The following is an 18,395-nucleotide window of genomic DNA, read 5'->3' on the forward strand; positions in this document are numbered from 1 at the left end:
CGCTTGCGCCAACGAAGCCTCCGGTTAACCCTGTGTAGTCACGTTCCCGGCGGCCATACCGGCCCCTCACGCCGCGGCAGGCAGCTGTGCGCGGCCCGGACCGGAGTCCCGGCGGCGCCGGAGCTGCGCCGTTGCCCTTGCGAGATTCGGCCCCACCGCAAAGGCATCCAGCTCGGCAGTCTGCTGCAGGACATCGCCCGCGTCCTGCTCACGGGTGTAGAGCCTGCCGGTGACCAGGACCGCGTCGCCCTTGCACAGGGAGGCACAGACGTTGGCTGCCAACCTGCGCCAGCAGGTCACCCAGATCACACAGCGCCTGCCGTCGACCCACTCGCCACGTTCCTTGTCGAACCGCCGTTCGGTGCTGACCAGGCGGAAACCGACCGACTCGGTACCGTCCTCGGCCACGCGCCTGTGCAGCTCGGATCCGATCGTGCCGTTGAGACCGAGGATCGTCTCGCCCACCGCCATGTCACTCACCTCTCGCTTCGCTCTCCGCGGATGTGACGTCACTTCCAGCGTGTAACCGGAAAGCCGGCGACGGGTGGCACGGCGCGGATCAGTGGATGGCACCGGCCGGTGTGGACAGCTCGGGTCAGTGGGACCGCGCGAGCCGGGTCACGCGTTCCGGTCACCGCCGTGACGCTGCCTGCCATCCTGCGCGGCGAGCTGTCGCAGCATCGCGTTGTAGGCGGCCAGGTCCTCGTCGTCGGTGGCATCGGCACGCCGGTCGATGCGCCTGGCCTCCCTCGCGTCGGCACGCGCCCACTGCACCATCAGCGCCGTGAAGACCAGCAGTACCGGTATCTCGCCGAGCGCCCACGCCATCCCGCCGCCGAGCTGCTGGTCGGTGAGCAGGTCGGTGACCCACGGCAGCCCGAGGTTGTTGTAGAACTCGCGCCCGACGACGGTGGTCGCGTTCATCAGGATCACGCCGAAGAAGGCGTGGAACGGCACGGACACGAACATCACACCCAACCGGCCGAGCGCGGGGAGCCGCCTGGGCGCCGGGTCGATACCGATCAGCGGCCAGAAGAACGCGTAGCCGACAAGCAGGAAGTGCGCGTTCATCGCGACGTGGGCCGAGTGGTAATTCAGCGCGAAGTCGAACAGGCCGGAGAAGTACAGCAGGTAGAACGACCCGACGAACAGCACCAGCGCCACCACGGGCCGCGTCAGCACCCTGGCCAGGCGCGACTCGACGAGGGTGAGCAGCCACTCCCGCGGCCCGGGCGGGTTGTCCTTGCCAGCCGGCCGCCATGCCCGCAGCGCGAGCGTGACCGCGCCACCGAGTGCGAGCAGGATGGGGGCGACCATGGACATGATCATGTGCAGGCCCATGTGGACGCTGAACATCGCGGGGGCGTAGCGGCCGATCCCCGAGGAGGTCGCGATCAGGATGGACGCGCAGCCGCTGAGCCATGCCACGGTGCGGCCCACCGGCCAGGGGTCCCCGCGCCTGCGCAACCTGCGCACGCCCGCGAGGTAGAGCACGGCCAGCGCGATCGCGAGCGTGCCGTAGATCAGGTCCGGGCGCCAGTCGAACAGCAGGCGGGACAGCGTGGGTGGCCCGTTCAGCTCGTAACCGATCAGTACCTCGGCTGTGCCCGGTTCCTCCGTGCCCTCCGCCGGGTAGGGAGTGCGCGACAGCGCAGCCGACAGGCCAAGGGTGGCGAACATGATCAGCACTTCGACCCCGCCCAGCTGCAGGAGCTGACGCCGGTCGCCACGCTCGACCACGGCACGCACGGCCCGGCTGCGCTGCTGGTGACCGAACACGCCCAACATGGCGAGGGCGGTCACCTTGCCGATGAGCAGCAACCCGTACTGGGTCTCGAGGATGCTGGCCGGTGAGACCCGCACGAGCGCGTTGACCAGCCCGGACAGCGCCATGGCGATCCAGCAGGCGAGCGCGACGGAGGAGAAGCGGCGGGCGGCCAATCCGATGTGCGGGCTGCGGCGCCAGCCGAGAGCCACCACCGCGATGAGCCCTCCCACCCACAGCGCTGCAGCCACCAGGTGGAACACCAGGCTGTCCGTTGCGAGGTCGTGCGCCCCGCCGCTGGCGGAGTGCCCGGTGAACGCCACGGGGAGCAGGCCGGTGATGGAGAACAGGAACAGCAACGCCGTCCACTGCCAGCTCAGCGCCAGGCGGCAGCCGAACGCGACCACCAGCGCGATCGACGCGGTGATCAGCCACGCCTTCGGCTGCTCGACCGCGGAGACGAGCCCGACGAGCACCGTCGCGTCGAACATCTCGTGGGCACCACGCCCGCCTGCGTCGGCCGCCGAGTACAGGACGGCTGCCAGGGCCGCGATGAACCACGCCCACGCCGCGACCCCCGCCGTGCGCAGCGCCGCGTAACCGTCGGCGCCGACGACCCCGGTCCGCTGCGGCGGGACGAGGAACGTCGCCAGCAGCAGCGAACCGATACACACCACGGCCGCGATGTCCGCGAGGAGCCGGGTGACGACCGTGCCGTAGCCGGTGAGCACCTCCGGGCCCTCGATACCGAGGACCGAGTAGTCGGCGACCCCGGTCAGCGCGACGAGGCCGATCGCCACGAACGTGGCGAGCACCACACCGGCCGCGAGCAACGGCAGGGCGCTGGACGGGCGCCGTGCCGGCGCGGGCGCTTCCTCCGCGGATCGCGGCTGCTCAAGGGGCACATTCAGCAGCGTAGAACCGAGACAACCACCCGCGTACGGCGGGTTGGCCCGACTTTGGCCCCGCTCACCTCACCCCGGTGCTCAGGAACGGGACCGACCCTGCCAGTACGGCTCGCGCAGCTTGAACTTCTGCAGCTTGCCGGTGGCGGTGCGGGCCAGTTCCGAGCGCACCTCTACCGAGGTCGGCGCCTTGTACCCGGCGATGCGCTGCTTGCAGTGCCGGATGAGCTCGTCCTCGGTGACCTGCGCGCCCGGTTCCAGGACGACGAGTGCCTTGATCGTCTCGCCCCACTTGTCGTCGGGCACACCGATCACGGCGACCTCGGCCACCGCGGGGTGGCTGAACAGCGTGTCCTCGACCTCGATCGACGAGACGTTCTCGCCGCCGGTGATGATCACGTCCTTCTTGCGGTCGCTGATCGTGAGGTAGCCGTCCTCATCGAGCACACCGCCGTCCCCGGTGTGGAACCAGCCGTCGCCGAGTACCTTCTCGGTTTCCTCCGGCTGCCGCCAGTACCCCTCGAGCACCACGTTCGACCGGGCCAGCACCTCGCCGGACTGCGACGTCCGCAGCGTGACACCCAGTGCCGGGGCGCCCGCGCGGACGAGCTTGGCCGCGCGCTGGTCGGTGGGCAACCCGTCCCACTCCGCGGGCGCGCGGTTGATCGTCAGCAGCGGTGACGTCTCGGTGAGCCCGTAGATCTGGATGAACTCCCAGCCGAGCTCGGACTCCACCCGCTCGATCGTCGTGGTGGGTGGCGGGGCGCCCGCGACGATCACCCGCACCCGGTCGCGTCCGGGGATCTCGCCGTCCCAGTTCTTGGCGGCATCCAGCACGGCGTTGACCACGGCGGGGGCGGCGCACAGCACGGTGACCCCGTAGCGGTCGATCCTGCGCAGGATCTCCGCACCGTCGATCTTGCGCAGCACGATCTGGGGAACGCCCATACCTGCCATCGCGAAGGGCATGCCCCAGCCGTTGCAGTGGAACATCGGCAGGGTGTGCAGGTAGACGTCCCGGTCGGTCACCCCGGCATGCAGCGCGAACGTCGTGGCGTTGACCCAGATGCTGCGGTGGGTGAGCTCGACGCCTTTGGGGCGGGCCGTGGTCCCGCTGGTGTAGTTGATGGTCGCCACCGCGTGCTCGTCGTGCTGCCAGGGCTCCGGCTCGGTTCCGAAGCGGTACAGTTCGGCGTCGCTGTCGCTGCCCAGGATGAAGCGGTGCGGTACGTCGATACCGGCCACCGAGTCGGCCAGCTCGGGGTCGACCAGCAGCGCGCTCGCCTGGCAGTGCTCCACGATGTAGCTGATCTCCTCGGGGGAGAGCCGGAAGTTGATCGGCACGAGGACCCTGCCGTACCCGGTCACGCCGAAGAACGAGGTGAGCAGCCGCGCGCTGTTGTGCGAGACGACCGCGACCCGTTCACCGAACCCGATACCCAGCGCGTCCAGCCCGGCGGCCTGGGCTCGCGCGTACTCCCCGAGGCGGGCATAGGTCAGCTCACCGAGCGGCTCGGCAGGTTGGTCGGGTTCGTCGACGACTCCGGTTCGCTCACCGTAGACGGTGACGGCACGGTCGAGGAAGTCGCGAGCGCTGAACGGTACGAACATATTGGCCTCCTGCGGTGTCCGGTCGTCGGCAGGGCGACTGGTTCGGCGCCGTACCAGCCGACGCTATTGGCCATCCGCGCACCCGCGCTACCACCGGGATAGGGGGACTTCGACCTACCCGGACAGGTGGACGCTGACCGCGTACCCGCCCCCGTCGTACGGGTCACCGTCCCAGGTGGCGTACCGGTCCCGCAGCTCGAGACCGGCGTCGCGGCACCAGGTGTCGTAATCGGCCAGCGTCACCGTGGGCTCGGCGAGCGGCAGGTGCGCGGCGTCGAGACCGAACCCGGCGACGAGTAGCCCGCCGGAGCGCAGGTGCCCGGCCAGCCTGCGCACCACCACGTGCTCGCTGCCCTGCGCGACGAGCGGGATCACGTTCCCCGCGGCCACCACCAGATCGAAGCCTGCCTCGATTCCGTGTTCGGCGAGGTCGAGGGTCGCCAGGTCACCGCGCACCCACGGCACTGTTGGCGTGCTGCGCTCGGCCTCGGCCAGCATCGAGGCATCCAGGTCCACGCCCACGCAGTCGTAGCCGTGCTCAGCGAGCCACGCCGCCACCCGGCCGGTGCCGCATCCCGCGTCGAGCACCCGCGACCCCTCCGGCACCAGCGACGCGCAGAACCGGGCCTCGCCGTGCACATCAACCCCGGACTCGGCGAGGTCGGCGAACCGGGACGCATACCGGGCACCGTGCCCCTCCCCCACCTGATCGGCCCAACGACTCATCTCATGGCTCCCTTCGTGGCGCTCCCACTCCAGCACAGCGTTCCCGGCAGCGACACACCCGCCGATGACCACCAGCGGTTAACGCAACGCCCTAGCTGTGACGATCACACACAGGCCGGACGTTAAAATGCTGTTGGTTGCGGCGCGGATGCCGCACCGTCATGCCCTCGTAGCTCAGCTGGATAGAGCAAGAGCCTTCTAATCTCTAGGTCGCAGGTTCGAGTCCTGCCGGGGGCACTTACCGGTCATGACCAGCGAAAATGCTGGCAGTAGCTCAACAATAGCACTAGCATGTCGGGTGTACAACTAGAAACTTTACGGCTAGCATCCTGGTCATGGATCCGTCATCGCTCGACGATCTGCGCGAGCTGCTCGGCGACTTCGAGGCCGAGATGCGCCACAAGAACCGCTCGGACGGCACGATCAAGCTGTACCGGCGGCACGTGCTTATGCTCGTCGAGTACCTCGAAGCCAATGAGCTACCGACGACGGCGCCGGAGATCACCCGCGAGCACCTTCGCGACTACCTCACGAACCTGCTAGAGCGGCCCAACCGGCGCACGGGCAAGGCACTCTCCCCCCAGTACGCGCACGGGGTATACCGATCGCTGCAACAGCTGTGGAAGTACCTGTACGCCGAAGAGATCATCGACAGCAACCCGTTCGACCGGATCGAGCCACCGAGCGTGCCGGAGAAGCCGACACCAGTACCGGCCACTGATGATTTGCGCGCGCTGCTGAAGGCCTGCGAAGGCACCGGCCACGCCGAGCGCCGTGACGCCGCAGTTATCCGGCTGCTCGTCGACACTGGCATGCGGGTGGGCGAACTCATTGGGCTGGAAGTCGAGTCGCTGGACTTCGCCGAGAACACCGCGCTCATTGTCGGCAAGGGTGAGCGGCCCCGCGTGGTGCCGTTCGGAGACCGCACCCGAACCGCGCTGCGACGCTACCTTCGAGTGCGCTCGCAGCACCACGCCGCCCATATCTCGGCGCTGTGGCTGGGGCGTCGTGGCCGCATGACCGGTGACGGCGTGCGCCAGATGCTGAAGTCGCGCTGCAAGCAAGCCAAGATCGACCACATTCACCCGCACCAGCTGCGTCACTTTTTCGCGCACAACTGGCTCGCCGCGGGTGGACAGGAACAGGACCTGATGATGCTCGCCGGATGGCGGTCTCGTCAGATGCTCGCGCGTTACGGCGCTTCGGTCGCGAGCGAACGCGCACGGGAGGCGCACCGCCGAGCGAGGCCGGGTGATCAACTGTGAGCAGACGTCGAAAGAACAGCTATGACCAGCTTTTCACCAAGGTGCGCCTCAGGTGCTCAGATGATCACGTGGTTGGGTTCGTAATCCGGCAACGGGGAAGCACGTACTTCGTGGAACCGGACGGAACGACAGCGCGCTATATCGACCCGTCTCAAAAGCTATCCATACCGTGTCGCGAGTGCCGCAAGAACAGCAAGCGCACCGATCTGCAACTATCAGCGACGACGTTGAACGAGCTTCTCACCACGCCGGGAACGGCCGATCATCGTATCGACGGATGATACTGCTAGCATGACGTATCAGTAGCCCGGAACGTTGGGCCGGTGAGCCGGTGAGCCGTTCATTCACCCGGAGTTAGGCCGCTCTCAGCGGAGTGGCGTGGTAACGCTATTCCGCTGGAGACGCCTTATGGCTGCGGCCAATTCTCTAACCCCAGAACAACGAACTCTCCGCGCGCGCCAAGCTGCGTACACCCGCTGGTCACGCGACAGTGACCGTCAGACGAACGCCGAGCGAGCGCAGGCCGGCCTGCTGGGAAAGTTCAAAGAGCAGATTCTCGCCGAAGATCCGGGAGTCACCGAGCCTGAACTCACCCGTCGCGCCGTAGCGCTTCGCAAGGCACACATGGCGCGTCTCGCGTACGTATCGAGCAAGGCCCGCACCGCCCGTAAGGGTGGTGATGAGACGTGACATCACACAGAGAAAGCCCCGGCCGCAGGGCAAACGACCGGGGCGGAACGGTCAGCGGGGACACGAAGACCAACCTTGAGTGTACTACAGGGTCTGACATTCCCGCGCGTCTCCGTGCCCGGCGCGCCGCGTCTTACCGCATGGCGCCGCTCGCCGACGGTCGCCGCGACCCCCTCGACCGACTCACATCTGAGTCACCCGCCGACGTCAGCGCGGCCCGCCGCGCGTGGCACCACCTGCGGGCTCACGGCCTGCTGTCCGAGCACGTCGAGGCCGTTCTCGCCGAGGGGGTGGTGACGTGAGCAGGGGACCGGGACGCATGATGCGCGCCGCACTGGCCGAGCTGGACGAGCACGGCAGTGTGGAAGTGTTCAGCGTGGCCCAACGCGCCGAGCACGACAAGCGATGCGGCTGTGAAGACGTGCCTAGCGAGTGTCTGCGACTCGGCTGGCGGCCGTCGCGGTCCGAGCAGGTGAGCGCGCGACGTGCTCTGCGGACTCTGGCTTCACGCGGAGTCGTGGAGTTGACGTACAAGCGGCATCACTTGCAGGAGGGTCCACCGATTCTCAAGGCCGTAAGCGTTGCCAACGGCGACAGTTTGCCGCGAAGGAAACACTTACCACCGCAGGCGGTGGCCGCTGATGCTTGACGACAGTTTCACTCTCGGCTCCGCCGAACCGGACACTCCGGACCCGGACGGCGAGGTTCGGGAAATCCCGAACGAACAGCAGCTCGACCAGCAGGAAAGTCCCGAAGGTTCGGGAAATCCCGAACCGCCGCACCGGGCCGAGCCGCCACCCGACGAGCAGAATGCGACACACGTGTCGCATTCGTCGTGGCAACCGGTGGACCTCGGGCCATACCTGCGCGGCGAAGTGCAGCGCCCGACACCATCAGTCGGGCTCCACCGCGCCGACGGGCTCCAGCTCATCTACCCCGGCCGAGAACACAGCGTCATCGGCGAGATGGAATCCGGCAAGTCGTGGTTCTGCCTCGCCAGCGTCGCCGCCGAACTACAAGCCGGCAACCGGGTGGTGTATATCCACTTCGAAGAATCCGACCCCACCGACACCATCGAACGGTTGCAGACACTCGGCGTCGACGACGACGTGATCGCCGAGAAGCTCCGATTCGTCGGACCCAACGAGCCCGTCACAAGCGCCGCCATGGTCGTCCTGCTCGAGCCCGCGCCATCGCTGGTGGTGCTGGATGGGGTTAACGAAGGCATGTCGCTGCACAACCACGAGATCAGAGACGAGACCGGGGCGGCCATGTTCCGGCGCCGGTTGGTCAAACCCGCCACCACAGTCGGGGCCGCCGTAGTCGGTGCCGACCACGTCACCAAGGACCGGGAGAACCGCGGTCGATACGCCCTCGGCAGCGTACACAAAGGAAACGCCATCACGGGATCGTTGATCCTGCTGGACAACGCCGAACCGTTCGGGCGGGGTCAACGCGGATGCAGCCACGTGTTCGTCAACAAAGACCGTCCCGGCCATCTGCGTAGGAACGGGCAAGCCACCCGAACCCCGAGCAAGACCTACATGGGGTCACTCATCGTCGACGATGACCGGTCGTGGAAGCACCACCTGGAGCTGGCGTTCACCGAACCGGCCGAGAAGTCACCCGAGACCGAACGCGACCCGCACGCCGAGACCGACGAGCACGTGTTCGGAGTGGTTCAGGCGCTGATTGACGAAGGCGACAACGCGACCGGCCGCAAGATACGTGCCCGGTCGCGGTACGGCACCGACCCCACATTGAACGCGCTCGAACGGCTCGTGATGGATCGCCGACTAGTCAAAGGGAGTGGTCCTGGTGGGTCGAACCGGTACACGGTCCCGTAGTGGTCCCGGTGGGTGGTCCTGTGGTCCGGTCCTAAAGGACCGGGGACCACAGGACCACTCTCACACCACCGGTCCTGGGTGGTCCCAGGACCAGACAGGACCACTCAGGACCACCGAGAGATAGGAGACCGAGTATGACTGCATCACTACTCATCGCTTCTCTGTTGTTGCTCACGGTCGCCGTCACTATCCGCGCGGTGGTGTGGCGGGAGTCCCGAAGGGAGCGTCGACATGACTAGCGTCCGCCGAGTTCATCCCCGCTGCCTGATATGTTCTGATGTTCTGCCGCCGGGGCACCGCGACCCCCGCTGCGTCGACTGCGAGAAGAAGCGTATTTCGAGGACTGAGTGGCGCTGTGAGCGTCGCAGGCGCCGAAACGAACCGTGGGGGGCATCATGACCGCCCCCCTTGTCTCACACCTTCTCAAGGCTCTTTGCGATCACCGGAAGTGGTGCCGGCGGTCGGGGGTGCCGTTCCCTGGTGCGCTGGCGGAGTTGACTGACGCTCTTGCGGCCTGCGACGGCCTGTCGCGGCCAAAACTCGACGAGCCGGGGCCGCGGCCGCAACCTGTAGTTATGACGTACGCCGAGGCCGCCGAGTTGCTGCGGGTGTCACCGAGGACCGTCCGCCGCATGGTCACCCAAAACCGGCTGCGGACCGTCGACGTAGGCGGGTGTAAGCGAATCCCCAGGTCCGAAGTAGAACGTGCAGGAGGCGACAGTGCCGCATAAAGCAATGCTCGGGGGCTTCGAGGTCAAAAACGCCGCTCAAGGCGAGGCTGTCGCCGTGATCGCGACGTTCAATACGATAGACAAGGATGGTGACGTGACCGTGCCGGGAGCTATCGCACCCGGCTCGGAGGTGGTCATCTCCCCGTGGAATCATTCGTCGGTCACGCACGGGGCACTGCCTGTCGGTAAGGGTGTCGTGAGAACCACCAGCAAAGAAGCCCGCGTTGACGCGCAATTTTTCTTGGATGTCGCCCACGGGCGGGAAGCGTTCGAGGTCGTCAAGTCGCTCGGGCCGCTGGCCGGTTGGTCGTACGGGTTTCGGGTGCTGGACGCCAAAGCGGGTGAGTTTCAGGGCAAGCGGGTCAACTTCCTCAAGAAGCTCGACGTGTACGAGGCCTCTCCGGTGGCGTTGGCTGCCGGTGTCGGCACCCGGACGGTCACCGCTAAAGACAACGACGAGGTGTTCGCCACGGCCGCGCGTCACGCTGCCGAGCACGAACGGATCGAGCAGCTGCGGCGCGCCGAACTCGCCGCGATAAGGGCAGGTGCATTCACATGACCGAGGACGAGGAGGAGTTGGTGTTCTTGAGGCATCAGCTCGACGAGAGCGTCGAAGCCCTGAACCGCCTGGCAAGCGAAGTCGATAGCGAACTGTACGGAGAGACCACCATGCGCAACGACGCACAGAACAAAGCAATGACGGGGCGCACCAAGGACCTGTGCCCCCACTGCGGCGGCGGGAGCGTCATCTGCAAACCCCGCCCCGACAAAGGTCCCGAAGCGTACTACTGCAACGCCAAGGGCCTCGTTCGGGAGCAGCTTGTGTACCCCACGAAGAATCCGGCGGACCAGGCTGTCGAGGAGGACGAGGATTTTCTCGCGGCGCAGCAGGCCACCGCCGACGCGACCGAGGCACTCAAGGCGATCGAGCAAGCCCTCAACGATGCGCGTAGTGAGGTGCACGGCCTGCGTCTCAAGACCCAGCGTCACACGGGGGATGGATACATCGACGGGACCGTGCGCGCCAACCGCGAGACGAAGAAGGCTACCAAAGAGCTGCACGAGGCTGAGGAACGGTTGGAGCAACTCATGATCCAGCGGGACCGGGCGCAGGAAGCCAAGGTCCGCGCCAACACCGCCGAGAAGGTCGCCATGAATCAGGCCCGCATGAAGAACGGGCTGAGCGTTAGACCGGGCGACCCCCTCACCACAAACGCCCGCCGCACATACGTGCCACACATCCTATACGGAGGCTGACATGACCTTGTATTTCAAGACCGACGACGAGCGGCGGCAGTTGCTCGCCGACACGTTCGAGCTCGACACCGCAGACCTGCACCCAAACACCCGCGAGTTCTACACCAAGTACCTGGCTCAGTTCGATTCCGAGCGCATGAGCTACTTGATCGAGCTTGTCGAGCACGCCAAGCATGCGGCGCGGCGCAGCTGACCCGTGGGCGCACATTGTGGACCCAGGCGTCGCTGAGACACGGGCACCCGCGAACACACAGGGGCACCCACAATCCGGGCACCCTTCCTGCCGAGGCCGGCAATAAGGGGTTTACCCCGACGCCGGGGAAAAGGGGGCAACGTTCCACCGGCGCAGGTGCGGGGCCAACTCCCCGGTGGGTGCCGTACTCCGCGACCCCCACCGGCACCTCGGGATGGGGTCAGGACTACAGGGGCACCCCACCCCTGCACACCCCACCCCCTCGGTGCCAGGTGTCCCAGATGGACCACGTGCCGACCACGGTCACGCACCGGACCCCCCACCCACCCGTGCACCGGACCGCCAGGACACACCGAGCAGCAGCAGACGATCAAGCACAAACAACGCTCAGTCACACACAGCAACGAAACAAGCAACAGTCACACCGTCAACGACAGAGCACAAACCCCCTGGTCAGGGGTGGGGGGCACCCCCGTAACGCTCTGACCTGCGACGACGGTGGACCCCGCCCAGTGAACTCTTTTCCCCCCACGAGTTTGGGATCCGTAGAATGCCGAGACGTCCGGACACGCCGTGTAGTCGCTGTGGCGAGTTGATGTGTACGTCTCGCCGGTCGCTGCCGGCGGGTGAGCTGACGTGCCGAGACTGCCGTCGGGAGCAGCCGCGCCCGTATGGGCCGCGCCGGTGACTACCGCTGCCCGAGGACTCGTTGCACGTCGCCGCCGTTGACGCGGATTTCCTTCCTCAGCGTGTGCATCAGGTCGTCGGCGTTTCCGACGAAGTTCGGGAAGTGGAAGTGAACATCTGGTGCGGGTTTGGGGGCTGCGGGGTTGGGTTGGGCTGCTCCGCCGCGGCCTTCCATCATCCGCTTGGTTTCGTCGTGCGGGATAACCTCGCCGTTGCCCCGGAACTTGACGAGTTCGGGGCCTTCCTCGCCGACGAGGGAGGTTTGCCCGTCGCTGAACGGGCCACCACTAGCCAACCCGGTGATGCGGGAGCCGGTGACCTGGGCGCGGATCACCGCTTGTGCGGTGCGGCCGTCGACGCTGTTGAGCTGGTTCTTGATCGACTGGATAGCGCTCCACGCCTGGCTGTTGTTAACCGTGACGTCCGCGGTGTAGTGGCCGGGGATCAGGCCGAGGTCGTTGGCGAGCTTCTCCGCCTGCGTTTCGCTGGCGCCCATCTGCCCCGCGGTGCGGATGAACTCGGCGCGGGCGTTTTCCATGTTGCCCTGAACCTGGGGCATCACGTCGCGGAGGTTGCCGTTCTCCTTCGCGTCCCGAACGGTGGCGTCGGCATGCTGCAGAGCCGCAGTAGCCATGTTCTGCAGCTCGGCGCGGTTGTCTTTGCCTGCTGCGGTGGATTTGTCGAGGGTTTCGCCGTTCATGACGGCGGCGAGGGTGGCGTCAGCGACGGCTGACTCGTACTGGCGCTGCGCGTCGGCGGCGGACAGGTTCGCGTTGGCGTTGTCGCCCAGGGCTTCGGTGGTGGCTTCGAGGACCTTCTGCCCGATCTCGTACTCTTCGCGGGCGGTGGACATCTCGCCCCTGTATTTGCGGGTGTCGTCGGCGACGCGTTTCGAGGTGCCGATCAGTTCCTTGAGTTCTTCGACGCGGGCGGCTTCGGACTCGGTGAGTAGCTCGTTCTTGCTCGTGAGTTCGATGAGTTCGTCGCTGAGGTCGCGCTGGTGCTCCTTGATGGACTGCATCGCCTCATCGCTGCCGGCGATGGCGTCGGCGACGGTGCCGAACTCGAGCCCCGCCTTCTGCACGTTCTCGGCGAGGTCGCTGGTGGCGATCTCGTTGGCTATGGCGGCTTGGGAGTTCTCCCGCAGCGCGCCGGAGTCGGCTTCGATGGCTTCGCGGAACTTCTCGACGCGGGCTTTCGCGTCCGCCTTGGCGGTGGCGAAGATGCCGAGGACGGTGGTGGCGGCGGTCAGTGCGAGACCGATCCCGCCGAGCGAGAGGGTTGCGCCTTTGGCTACGGTTCCCATGCTCGCGTACGCCGCTGATATGCCCCTGAGCGTGCCTTTGATCTTGGATGCTGCCCCGGCCACCACCGGGACCGCAACCGACAGTCCAGCCACGGCCTGGATGCCGGTCCGCACCGATTCGGGGAGTTGGCCGAAGATGCGGGCCATCTCCTGGATGGTTTCGCCAGCCTCGAATGCGCCTTCGACCAGGGACTTACCCAGCGCCAAGCCGGCATCGGCGGCTCTAGACTTGAGCACGTCGAGTTTCGCCGAGAAGCTCTCCATCTGGTTGTCCGCCACGGACTGGGCAGTGCCCCCAGCGTTCTCCAGTTCGCCCTCATACTCGCGGAGGGCGTCCGAGTTGCCCATCAACGCCTGGATGCCGTTCAACGCTTGCCGGTTGAAGCCGAGTTGCTCCAGGGCGGCCTTGCGCTGCTCGGTCGACATGCCACCCAAAGCGGATTCGAGGTCTTCGACGATGCCGGCCATGTTGCGCATGTTCCCGTCGGCATCGAATATCTCGACGTTGAGTTCCTCGAACTCCTCCTTGTTGTTGATCGCCTGCCGCTGCATCTGCTCCAGCACAGCCGTCAACGCGGTGCCGGCGCGTTCGCCCTTGATGCCCTGATCAGCGAACACCCCGAGAACGGCGACACCTTCCTCGATGTCCTTGTTCACATTCCGCAGTGCCGCACCGGCTTTCTGCGTCAACGACTGGCTGAACTGCTCCACCGAAGCGTTCGCCAGCGTGTTGGCCTTCACCAACACATCGGTGACCCGGGTGAGGTTGGAGATGTTCTCCTGCGCATCATCGCTGGCCATCCCCAGGGCGGACTGGGCGTCCGTCGCCAGATCCGTGGCAGTCGCCATGTCGAACATGCCGGCCTGAGCGAACGAAGCCACCTGCGGCATCGCCCCGATGGACTGCTCCGCATCCAACCCAGCACTGGCGAGGAAGAAATACGACTCGGCGGCTTCGCTGGCGGACATGCGGGTCGTCTTGCCCACCTCACGCGCGGCGGACTCCATCTTCCGCCGCATCGGCCCCGACACCTCACCCATAATCGCCAGGGACCGGTTCATGGCGTCATCGAACTGCAAGAAACCCTGCACACCCTTAACGCCGAACGCGGTAGCAGCGACACCCCCCGCCAAAGCGGCGCGTTTCCCGAACTCCTTCAACTTCGACGTGACCGCGCCAGCTTCCTTACCGAGCTTCCCGAACGTACCCTTCGTCCGGTCACGAGCGAAAATGTCGAACGTGAGGTTCGTCTGAGCCATGGGGTCCCCTGCCGATGCCGAATAGGCTTACTACCAGTAGGTTACCATCGGTAGAGACCCACGATCCTCAACAAACAGGGGGTGGGAATGACGGTCCCCGACCACGTGCCCGGCGAAATGCTGATCGGCACCGCCGTGCGCGGGTTCCGCGACCAGATGCAGGACGCGCTGGCCCAGCCCGAGCCCGAACTGCGCGAACAGATCCGCCAAATGGTCACATACTTGGACGAGCTCGCCGACGCCGTCGACCGCACCCCCATCAGGTTCGAGCACCAGACCTGACCAGCCACGATACGGGATCCCGTAATTCGGCGATCACCGGAAAAGCCTCGGAGAATTCCGAGGAGGCGCTGTGGCCTCTCGCGCCCGCGCACGCGCGGGGCGCACTGGACTGCGGAATACTGGCAAAGTTGCCAAAATTCCGCACCCTTGTCGACCTGCGCACGACGTGGCCCCCGCCCGGTAGGTCCGGGCGGGGGCCGTTCGTTCGTCTGCGGGCTACTCAGACGCCCGTGAGAGCGCCTCAGACACGTCGACCGCCTGCGTCAGGGTCAACACCGCCGCGGCCTCCCACAGTCCGTACAGCAGCAGCTCGACCCGCTGGCCGACGCGGCGCACCACGATCGAGCAGTTGCCGCCACCCACCTCGGCAGGGCGACGGGCGGTGAACGTGTACCGGCGGGACTCATCATTCATGACTGCTCCTCCGCCTCGATCTGTTCGACGAGCTCGCGCAGCCGTTGCAGCTCGGTTTGGAGCTGTTCGAGGCGTTGCCGGATGGCGTCGGGGTCAGGATTAGGCTGTGACATGGGTCGGAACCTTCCTTCCGGCTCAGGCCCGGCCGATGCTGTAGTCACCGTGTCGGGCCGTCTATTCGGGACGGTCCCGGTATTTGCTCCCTCACCTAGAAATTCTCGGGTTACGCTGATTGGGGCATGCCGCGCCACCTGGTATAACACTGAGCTAGCATGTCGGTTACACAGAGTAATCTTCTAATCTCTAGGTCGCAGGTTCGAGTCCTGCCGGGGGCACCGGCTTGACCAGCGGAAACGCGGGGAATCGCCTTGACCAGGGGAGGTGCCGACTCCTCGCATCGAGAAGACGCTCGGTCGCTACGTCGGTCGAAATCGTCCTCCGTGCGGCTGGATTGCTCGGTCAGGTCACGTGGCGGCGTGCAGGTGACCAAGTTCCTCGCTCTCGGTGTGCACGTGGGCTTTGCTCGAGACGCGCTGCCCGGCGATGAGTTCGACGCGCTCGTGGACGGCGACTTCGCACCGCTCGACACCCGCGCCCGCTGCGGCGGTCCTCGCCAGGACACGATCGAGATCCGTGACCAGTATACCGACCGGTAGGTTGACATGCTTCCCGGCGCGTGCTGTGCTTTACATGGGAGCTAAACCGACCGGTATACCACCAGGTTTGGAGAACTCATGCTGGACCGACATGTGATCGTCGACGGTGTACGACTCGCCTGCCGCTACACCCCGGGTGATTCCGGCGAGACGCTGGTGTTCCTGCACGGCACCCCGTCACATTCGTTCATCTGGCGCCACGTGATCCCGCCCTTGGAAGATCGCGGGCACACCGTCGTCGCCTATGACCTGTTGGGATACGGAGCCTCGGAGCACCCTCGTGGCCGGGACACCTCCGTGACGGCCCAAGCGGAGCTGCTCGGCGCGCTTCTCGCAGAGCTGGACATTCACCGGTGCACGCTCATCGGCCACGACATCGGGGGCGCGATCGCGCAGCTGTTCGCCGCAGACAACGCGTCTCGCGTGGACCGGCTGATGCTCATCGACAGCGTCAGCTACGACTCGTGGCCGTCGCACACCTGGCAGGAGATCATCCGCCATCACCTCGACGACTACGCGGCAATGCCGCAGCAGGACTTCGAAGACATGCTGGCCCGCCAACTACGCATGACCGTCGCCGAACCCGAGCACATGTCCGGCGCGGTGCTCGACGCCTACCTCGCGCCCCATCGCACACCGCTCGGGCGCATGTCGTTCTTCGAACACCAGGTTCGCCACTACGACTCCACGCCGACTCGACAGATCGCGCCCCGGCTCAAGACACTCTCGATGCCGACACGCATCCTCTGGGGTGAGCTCGACCAGTGGCAGCCGCTGACCTACGGCCGGCGACTCGCCGAGGACATCCCGCATGCAGAACTCGTCGCCATCGCCGGAGCCGGGCACTTCCTCATGGAAGACGCCGCTGACCGGGTCGCCAGCGAGATCCGGCGCTTACTGACGACGGCCAGTAGTGCCTCGGCCGACCACGCAGTGGATCGCTCGGCCGGATAAACCCCTGCCGCCGCCTGGGTAAGGGCAGCTGCCCGTCGGGGTTCCCATCCCGGGCGTGGGACGGGAACTGTTCGCGGGAACCTCAGCTGGACGGGAGTCGCAACAGGCGTTCGGCGACCTCGACGAGATCGGGGCCGCTCACGTCGGGGGCGGTGAAAACGTCACCGTAGCGGCCTTCCAGTCGCTGACACCATCCCGCGAGACAGCCCGCGCGTTTGGCTCCGTGGCAGTCCCAGGCGTGCACCGCGACCAGCGCCATGTGCTCCGGTGATGTTCCGAGTTCGTGGGCTGCAACGCGGTAGATGGATGGGGCGGGTTTCCAGATACCGGCCTGCTCCGCGGTGATGACGTGATCCACGTGGCGCGCCAGTCCTGCTTGTTCCAGGAACCGTGCCGTGTTCTGCGCGCTGCCGACGGTCAGGCAGCCGACCCGCAACCCGGCTTCGGACAGTCTGCGCAGCGCGGGCCCGGCATCGGGGTGTGCGGGTAGCCGGCCGAATCCCTCCAGCACGTGGTCGATGTCTTCCTCGGTGGCGGTGTGCTCCGTCTCGGTGCGCAACGCCTGCCGTGCCACCGACTCGAACGTCCCGAAATCCCCGCTGAGGGTCAGCGCCATGGAGTCACGCTGGAAGCGCATGAACCACGGCAGCAGCGACTGCGCAGGTTGGCCGACCTTCTCCAGCCGTTCGCGGAGCGGATCCAGATCCAGCAGGGTCTCGAGTACATCGAAAGCGACGGCGTGCGGACGAGCCGGCACGGGACCTCCCTCGGTTGGCGATTCAGCTTCCTGAAAGGTACTGTACATACCGGTTTGTATAGTCCCAATCGATGGTGAGAGACGTCGCGGTGACAGAAGCACGACGAAGGACCGAGAACGCCCCCTCGGCGGCGGACCGCATCCTGGCCACCGCTTCACAGCTGTTCTACGAACACGGCATCCGAGCGACGGGCGTCAACAAGATCGCCGAGCGAGCCGCAGTCACCAAGGTCACCCTCTACGCCCACTTCGGATCCAAGGACGGGCTCGTGGCAGCGCACCTGCGCGCCCGAGACCGACGGTGGTGGGCCGAGTTCGACACGTACCTCGCCGAGTCGATGACCGCGGAGGAACGCCTGAAGGCGATGTTCGACGCCTACCGGACCTGGGCGCTGGCGGGTGAGTTCCGCGGATGCGGGTTCGTCAACGCCGCCACCGAACTCACCGCCCCCGACCATCCCGGCCGCGCCATCATCCACGACCACAAGGAAGGCATCCGGCGTTACCTCGAAGCCTTCGCCACCGAAGCCGGATGCCTCCATCCAGCGGATGTCGCCGAGGAATGGTTCCTCCTGCTCGAAGGAGCCACCGTCGCCGCATCGCTACGGCACGGCACCGAACCGCTCCACCGCGCTCGCCAAGCCGCCCTCCGACTGCTGCCGTCAGCGCGCGCCGAATAGCCGTGGCGTGGTGTCATGTACCGGCGGGTCATCCGGAGCCGGCGTGTCCATCATCCAGCCAAGTCGGCCGCCGGCGACAGCCCGATCCCGTCGATGCCCGATCGCCGACGTCGCCGCTTGCGCACGATCCGGGCGCAGCCTGCTCAGGAGACCGTGATCGTGGTTCTCATGCCACGGTGCTCGTGGTCACCGACGGGACAGTAGATCTCGTACTCGCCCACTTCCAGCGTGACCGTGAACTTCTCGGACTCCCCCGGCTCCAGATCCGCGGTCTCCTCCTCCATGCCCTAGCCCTCGACCTCGAGGGCGTGGGTTACCTGCCCCTCGTTCTCCGCGACGAACGTGTAGGTACCCGGCGAGAACGACGTCTCGGACGGCTCGATCCCGACCAAGCGCGGGAAAGCGCATC

The 18,395-nt window shown here is 66.3% G+C and carries 20 protein-coding genes and 1 tRNA gene; 13 read left to right on the top strand and 8 right to left on the bottom strand.

Annotation, left to right across the window (positions count from 1 at the left end):
* Positions 1-66: 66 nt before the first annotated feature.
* The 4 genes from H0B56_RS12810 to H0B56_RS12825 form a co-directional block, all read right to left on the bottom strand.
* Entirely contained in the window at positions 67-471 is a 405-nt protein-coding gene (locus H0B56_RS12810) for a single-stranded DNA-binding protein (RefSeq protein ID WP_180893250.1), read from the bottom strand.
* A 147-nt stretch (positions 472-618) separates the two neighbouring features.
* Positions 619-2,670, bottom strand: coding sequence for a cytochrome c oxidase assembly protein (locus H0B56_RS12815; protein ID WP_180893251.1), 2,052 nt, complete (start codon positions 2,668-2,670; stop codon positions 619-621).
* 81 nt (positions 2,671-2,751) lie between these two features.
* The gene (locus tag H0B56_RS12820; RefSeq protein WP_180893252.1) at positions 2,752-4,281 is read right to left on the bottom strand and encodes an AMP-binding protein; all 1,530 of its coding nucleotides are present in this window, start codon (positions 4,279-4,281) and stop codon (positions 2,752-2,754) included.
* A gap of 114 nt (positions 4,282-4,395) precedes the next feature.
* Positions 4,396-5,007 carry a class I SAM-dependent methyltransferase gene (locus H0B56_RS12825; protein ID WP_180893253.1) on the bottom strand — a complete coding sequence of 204 codons (612 nt, stop codon included), beginning with the start codon at positions 5,005-5,007 and terminating at the stop codon, positions 4,396-4,398.
* A 163-nt stretch (positions 5,008-5,170) separates the two neighbouring features.
* Between H0B56_RS12825 and H0B56_RS12830 the strand changes: the two genes are divergently transcribed.
* The 9 genes from H0B56_RS12830 (at position 5,171) to H0B56_RS12870 (ending at position 10,990) form a co-directional block, all read left to right on the top strand.
* Positions 5,171-5,244, top strand: a tRNA-Arg gene (locus tag H0B56_RS12830).
* 98 nt (positions 5,245-5,342) lie between these two features.
* Positions 5,343-6,272 carry a tyrosine-type recombinase/integrase gene (locus tag H0B56_RS12835; RefSeq protein ID WP_219632697.1) on the top strand — a complete coding sequence of 310 codons (930 nt, stop codon included), beginning with the start codon at positions 5,343-5,345 and terminating at the stop codon, positions 6,270-6,272.
* A gap of 408 nt (positions 6,273-6,680) precedes the next feature.
* Positions 6,681-6,962 carry a hypothetical protein gene (locus H0B56_RS12840; protein ID WP_180893254.1) on the top strand — a complete coding sequence of 94 codons (282 nt, stop codon included), beginning with the start codon at positions 6,681-6,683 and terminating at the stop codon, positions 6,960-6,962.
* 140 nt (positions 6,963-7,102) lie between these two features.
* Positions 7,103-7,264 (top strand): hypothetical protein, encoded by a 162-nt coding sequence (locus tag H0B56_RS12845; RefSeq protein WP_180893255.1) that lies wholly within the window; start codon positions 7,103-7,105, stop codon positions 7,262-7,264.
* Between the two features lie 339 nt (positions 7,265-7,603).
* Complete coding sequence (locus H0B56_RS12850) at positions 7,604-8,809, top strand: hypothetical protein (RefSeq protein WP_180893256.1); 1,206 nt, start codon at positions 7,604-7,606, stop codon at positions 8,807-8,809.
* 575 nt (positions 8,810-9,384) lie between these two features.
* Complete coding sequence (locus H0B56_RS23635; protein WP_180893257.1) at positions 9,385-9,540, top strand: helix-turn-helix domain-containing protein; 156 nt, start codon at positions 9,385-9,387, stop codon at positions 9,538-9,540.
* On the top strand, positions 9,530-10,099 hold the full coding sequence (locus tag H0B56_RS12860) for an HK97 family phage prohead protease (protein WP_180893258.1): 570 nt from the start codon (positions 9,530-9,532) through the stop codon (positions 10,097-10,099). Before H0B56_RS23635 ends, H0B56_RS12860 begins: the two co-directional genes overlap by 11 nt.
* On the top strand, positions 10,096-10,797 hold the full coding sequence (locus H0B56_RS12865) for a hypothetical protein (protein ID WP_180893259.1): 702 nt from the start codon (positions 10,096-10,098) through the stop codon (positions 10,795-10,797). Before H0B56_RS12860 ends, H0B56_RS12865 begins: the two co-directional genes overlap by 4 nt.
* Position 10,798: 1 nt before the next feature.
* The gene (locus tag H0B56_RS12870) at positions 10,799-10,990 is read left to right on the top strand and encodes a hypothetical protein (RefSeq protein ID WP_180893260.1); all 192 of its coding nucleotides are present in this window, start codon (positions 10,799-10,801) and stop codon (positions 10,988-10,990) included.
* A 688-nt stretch (positions 10,991-11,678) separates the two neighbouring features.
* Here H0B56_RS12870 and H0B56_RS12875 read toward each other — a convergent pair.
* Positions 11,679-14,243, bottom strand: a complete 2,565-nt coding sequence (locus H0B56_RS12875) for a phage tail tape measure protein (RefSeq protein ID WP_180893261.1) — start codon at positions 14,241-14,243, stop codon at positions 11,679-11,681.
* A gap of 87 nt (positions 14,244-14,330) precedes the next feature.
* On the opposite strand from H0B56_RS12875, the gene H0B56_RS12880 reads away from it, so the two are divergent.
* Positions 14,331-14,525, top strand: coding sequence for a hypothetical protein (locus H0B56_RS12880; protein ID WP_180893262.1), 195 nt, complete (start codon positions 14,331-14,333; stop codon positions 14,523-14,525).
* 216 nt (positions 14,526-14,741) lie between these two features.
* Here the strand turns inward: H0B56_RS12880 and H0B56_RS12885 are convergent, their stop codons facing one another.
* Positions 14,742-14,939: a hypothetical protein gene (locus H0B56_RS12885; RefSeq protein WP_180893263.1), complete on the bottom strand. Its 198-nt coding sequence runs from the start codon at positions 14,937-14,939 to the stop codon at positions 14,742-14,744.
* A gap of 476 nt (positions 14,940-15,415) precedes the next feature.
* Here H0B56_RS12885 and H0B56_RS12890 point away from each other — a divergent pair, with 476 nt between their 5' ends.
* Both H0B56_RS12890 and H0B56_RS12895 read left to right on the top strand, forming a co-directional pair.
* A complete protein-coding gene (locus H0B56_RS12890) occupies positions 15,416-15,595 on the top strand; it encodes a hypothetical protein (RefSeq protein WP_180893264.1) in 180 nt (59 codons plus the stop codon).
* 78 nt (positions 15,596-15,673) lie between these two features.
* Positions 15,674-16,549: an alpha/beta fold hydrolase gene (locus H0B56_RS12895; RefSeq protein WP_180893265.1), complete on the top strand. Its 876-nt coding sequence runs from the start codon at positions 15,674-15,676 to the stop codon at positions 16,547-16,549.
* A gap of 82 nt (positions 16,550-16,631) precedes the next feature.
* On the opposite strand, the gene H0B56_RS12900 is transcribed toward H0B56_RS12895, so the two are convergent.
* Complete coding sequence (locus H0B56_RS12900) at positions 16,632-17,306, bottom strand: haloacid dehalogenase type II (protein WP_180893266.1); 675 nt, start codon at positions 17,304-17,306, stop codon at positions 16,632-16,634.
* 71 nt (positions 17,307-17,377) lie between these two features.
* On the opposite strand from H0B56_RS12900, the gene H0B56_RS12905 reads away from it, so the two are divergent.
* On the top strand, positions 17,378-17,986 hold the full coding sequence (locus H0B56_RS12905) for a TetR/AcrR family transcriptional regulator (RefSeq protein WP_219632699.1): 609 nt from the start codon (positions 17,378-17,380) through the stop codon (positions 17,984-17,986).
* Positions 17,987-18,129: 143 nt separating this feature from the next.
* Here the strand turns inward: H0B56_RS12905 and H0B56_RS12910 are convergent, their stop codons facing one another.
* On the bottom strand, positions 18,130-18,270 hold the full coding sequence (locus H0B56_RS12910; protein WP_180893267.1) for a cupredoxin domain-containing protein: 141 nt from the start codon (positions 18,268-18,270) through the stop codon (positions 18,130-18,132).
* Between the last annotated feature and the right edge of the window lie 125 nt (positions 18,271-18,395).

The sequence above is a fragment of the Haloechinothrix aidingensis genome, from assembly GCF_013450155.1.
GTDB classification, from domain to species: domain Bacteria; phylum Actinomycetota; class Actinomycetes; order Mycobacteriales; family Pseudonocardiaceae; genus Haloechinothrix; species Haloechinothrix aidingensis.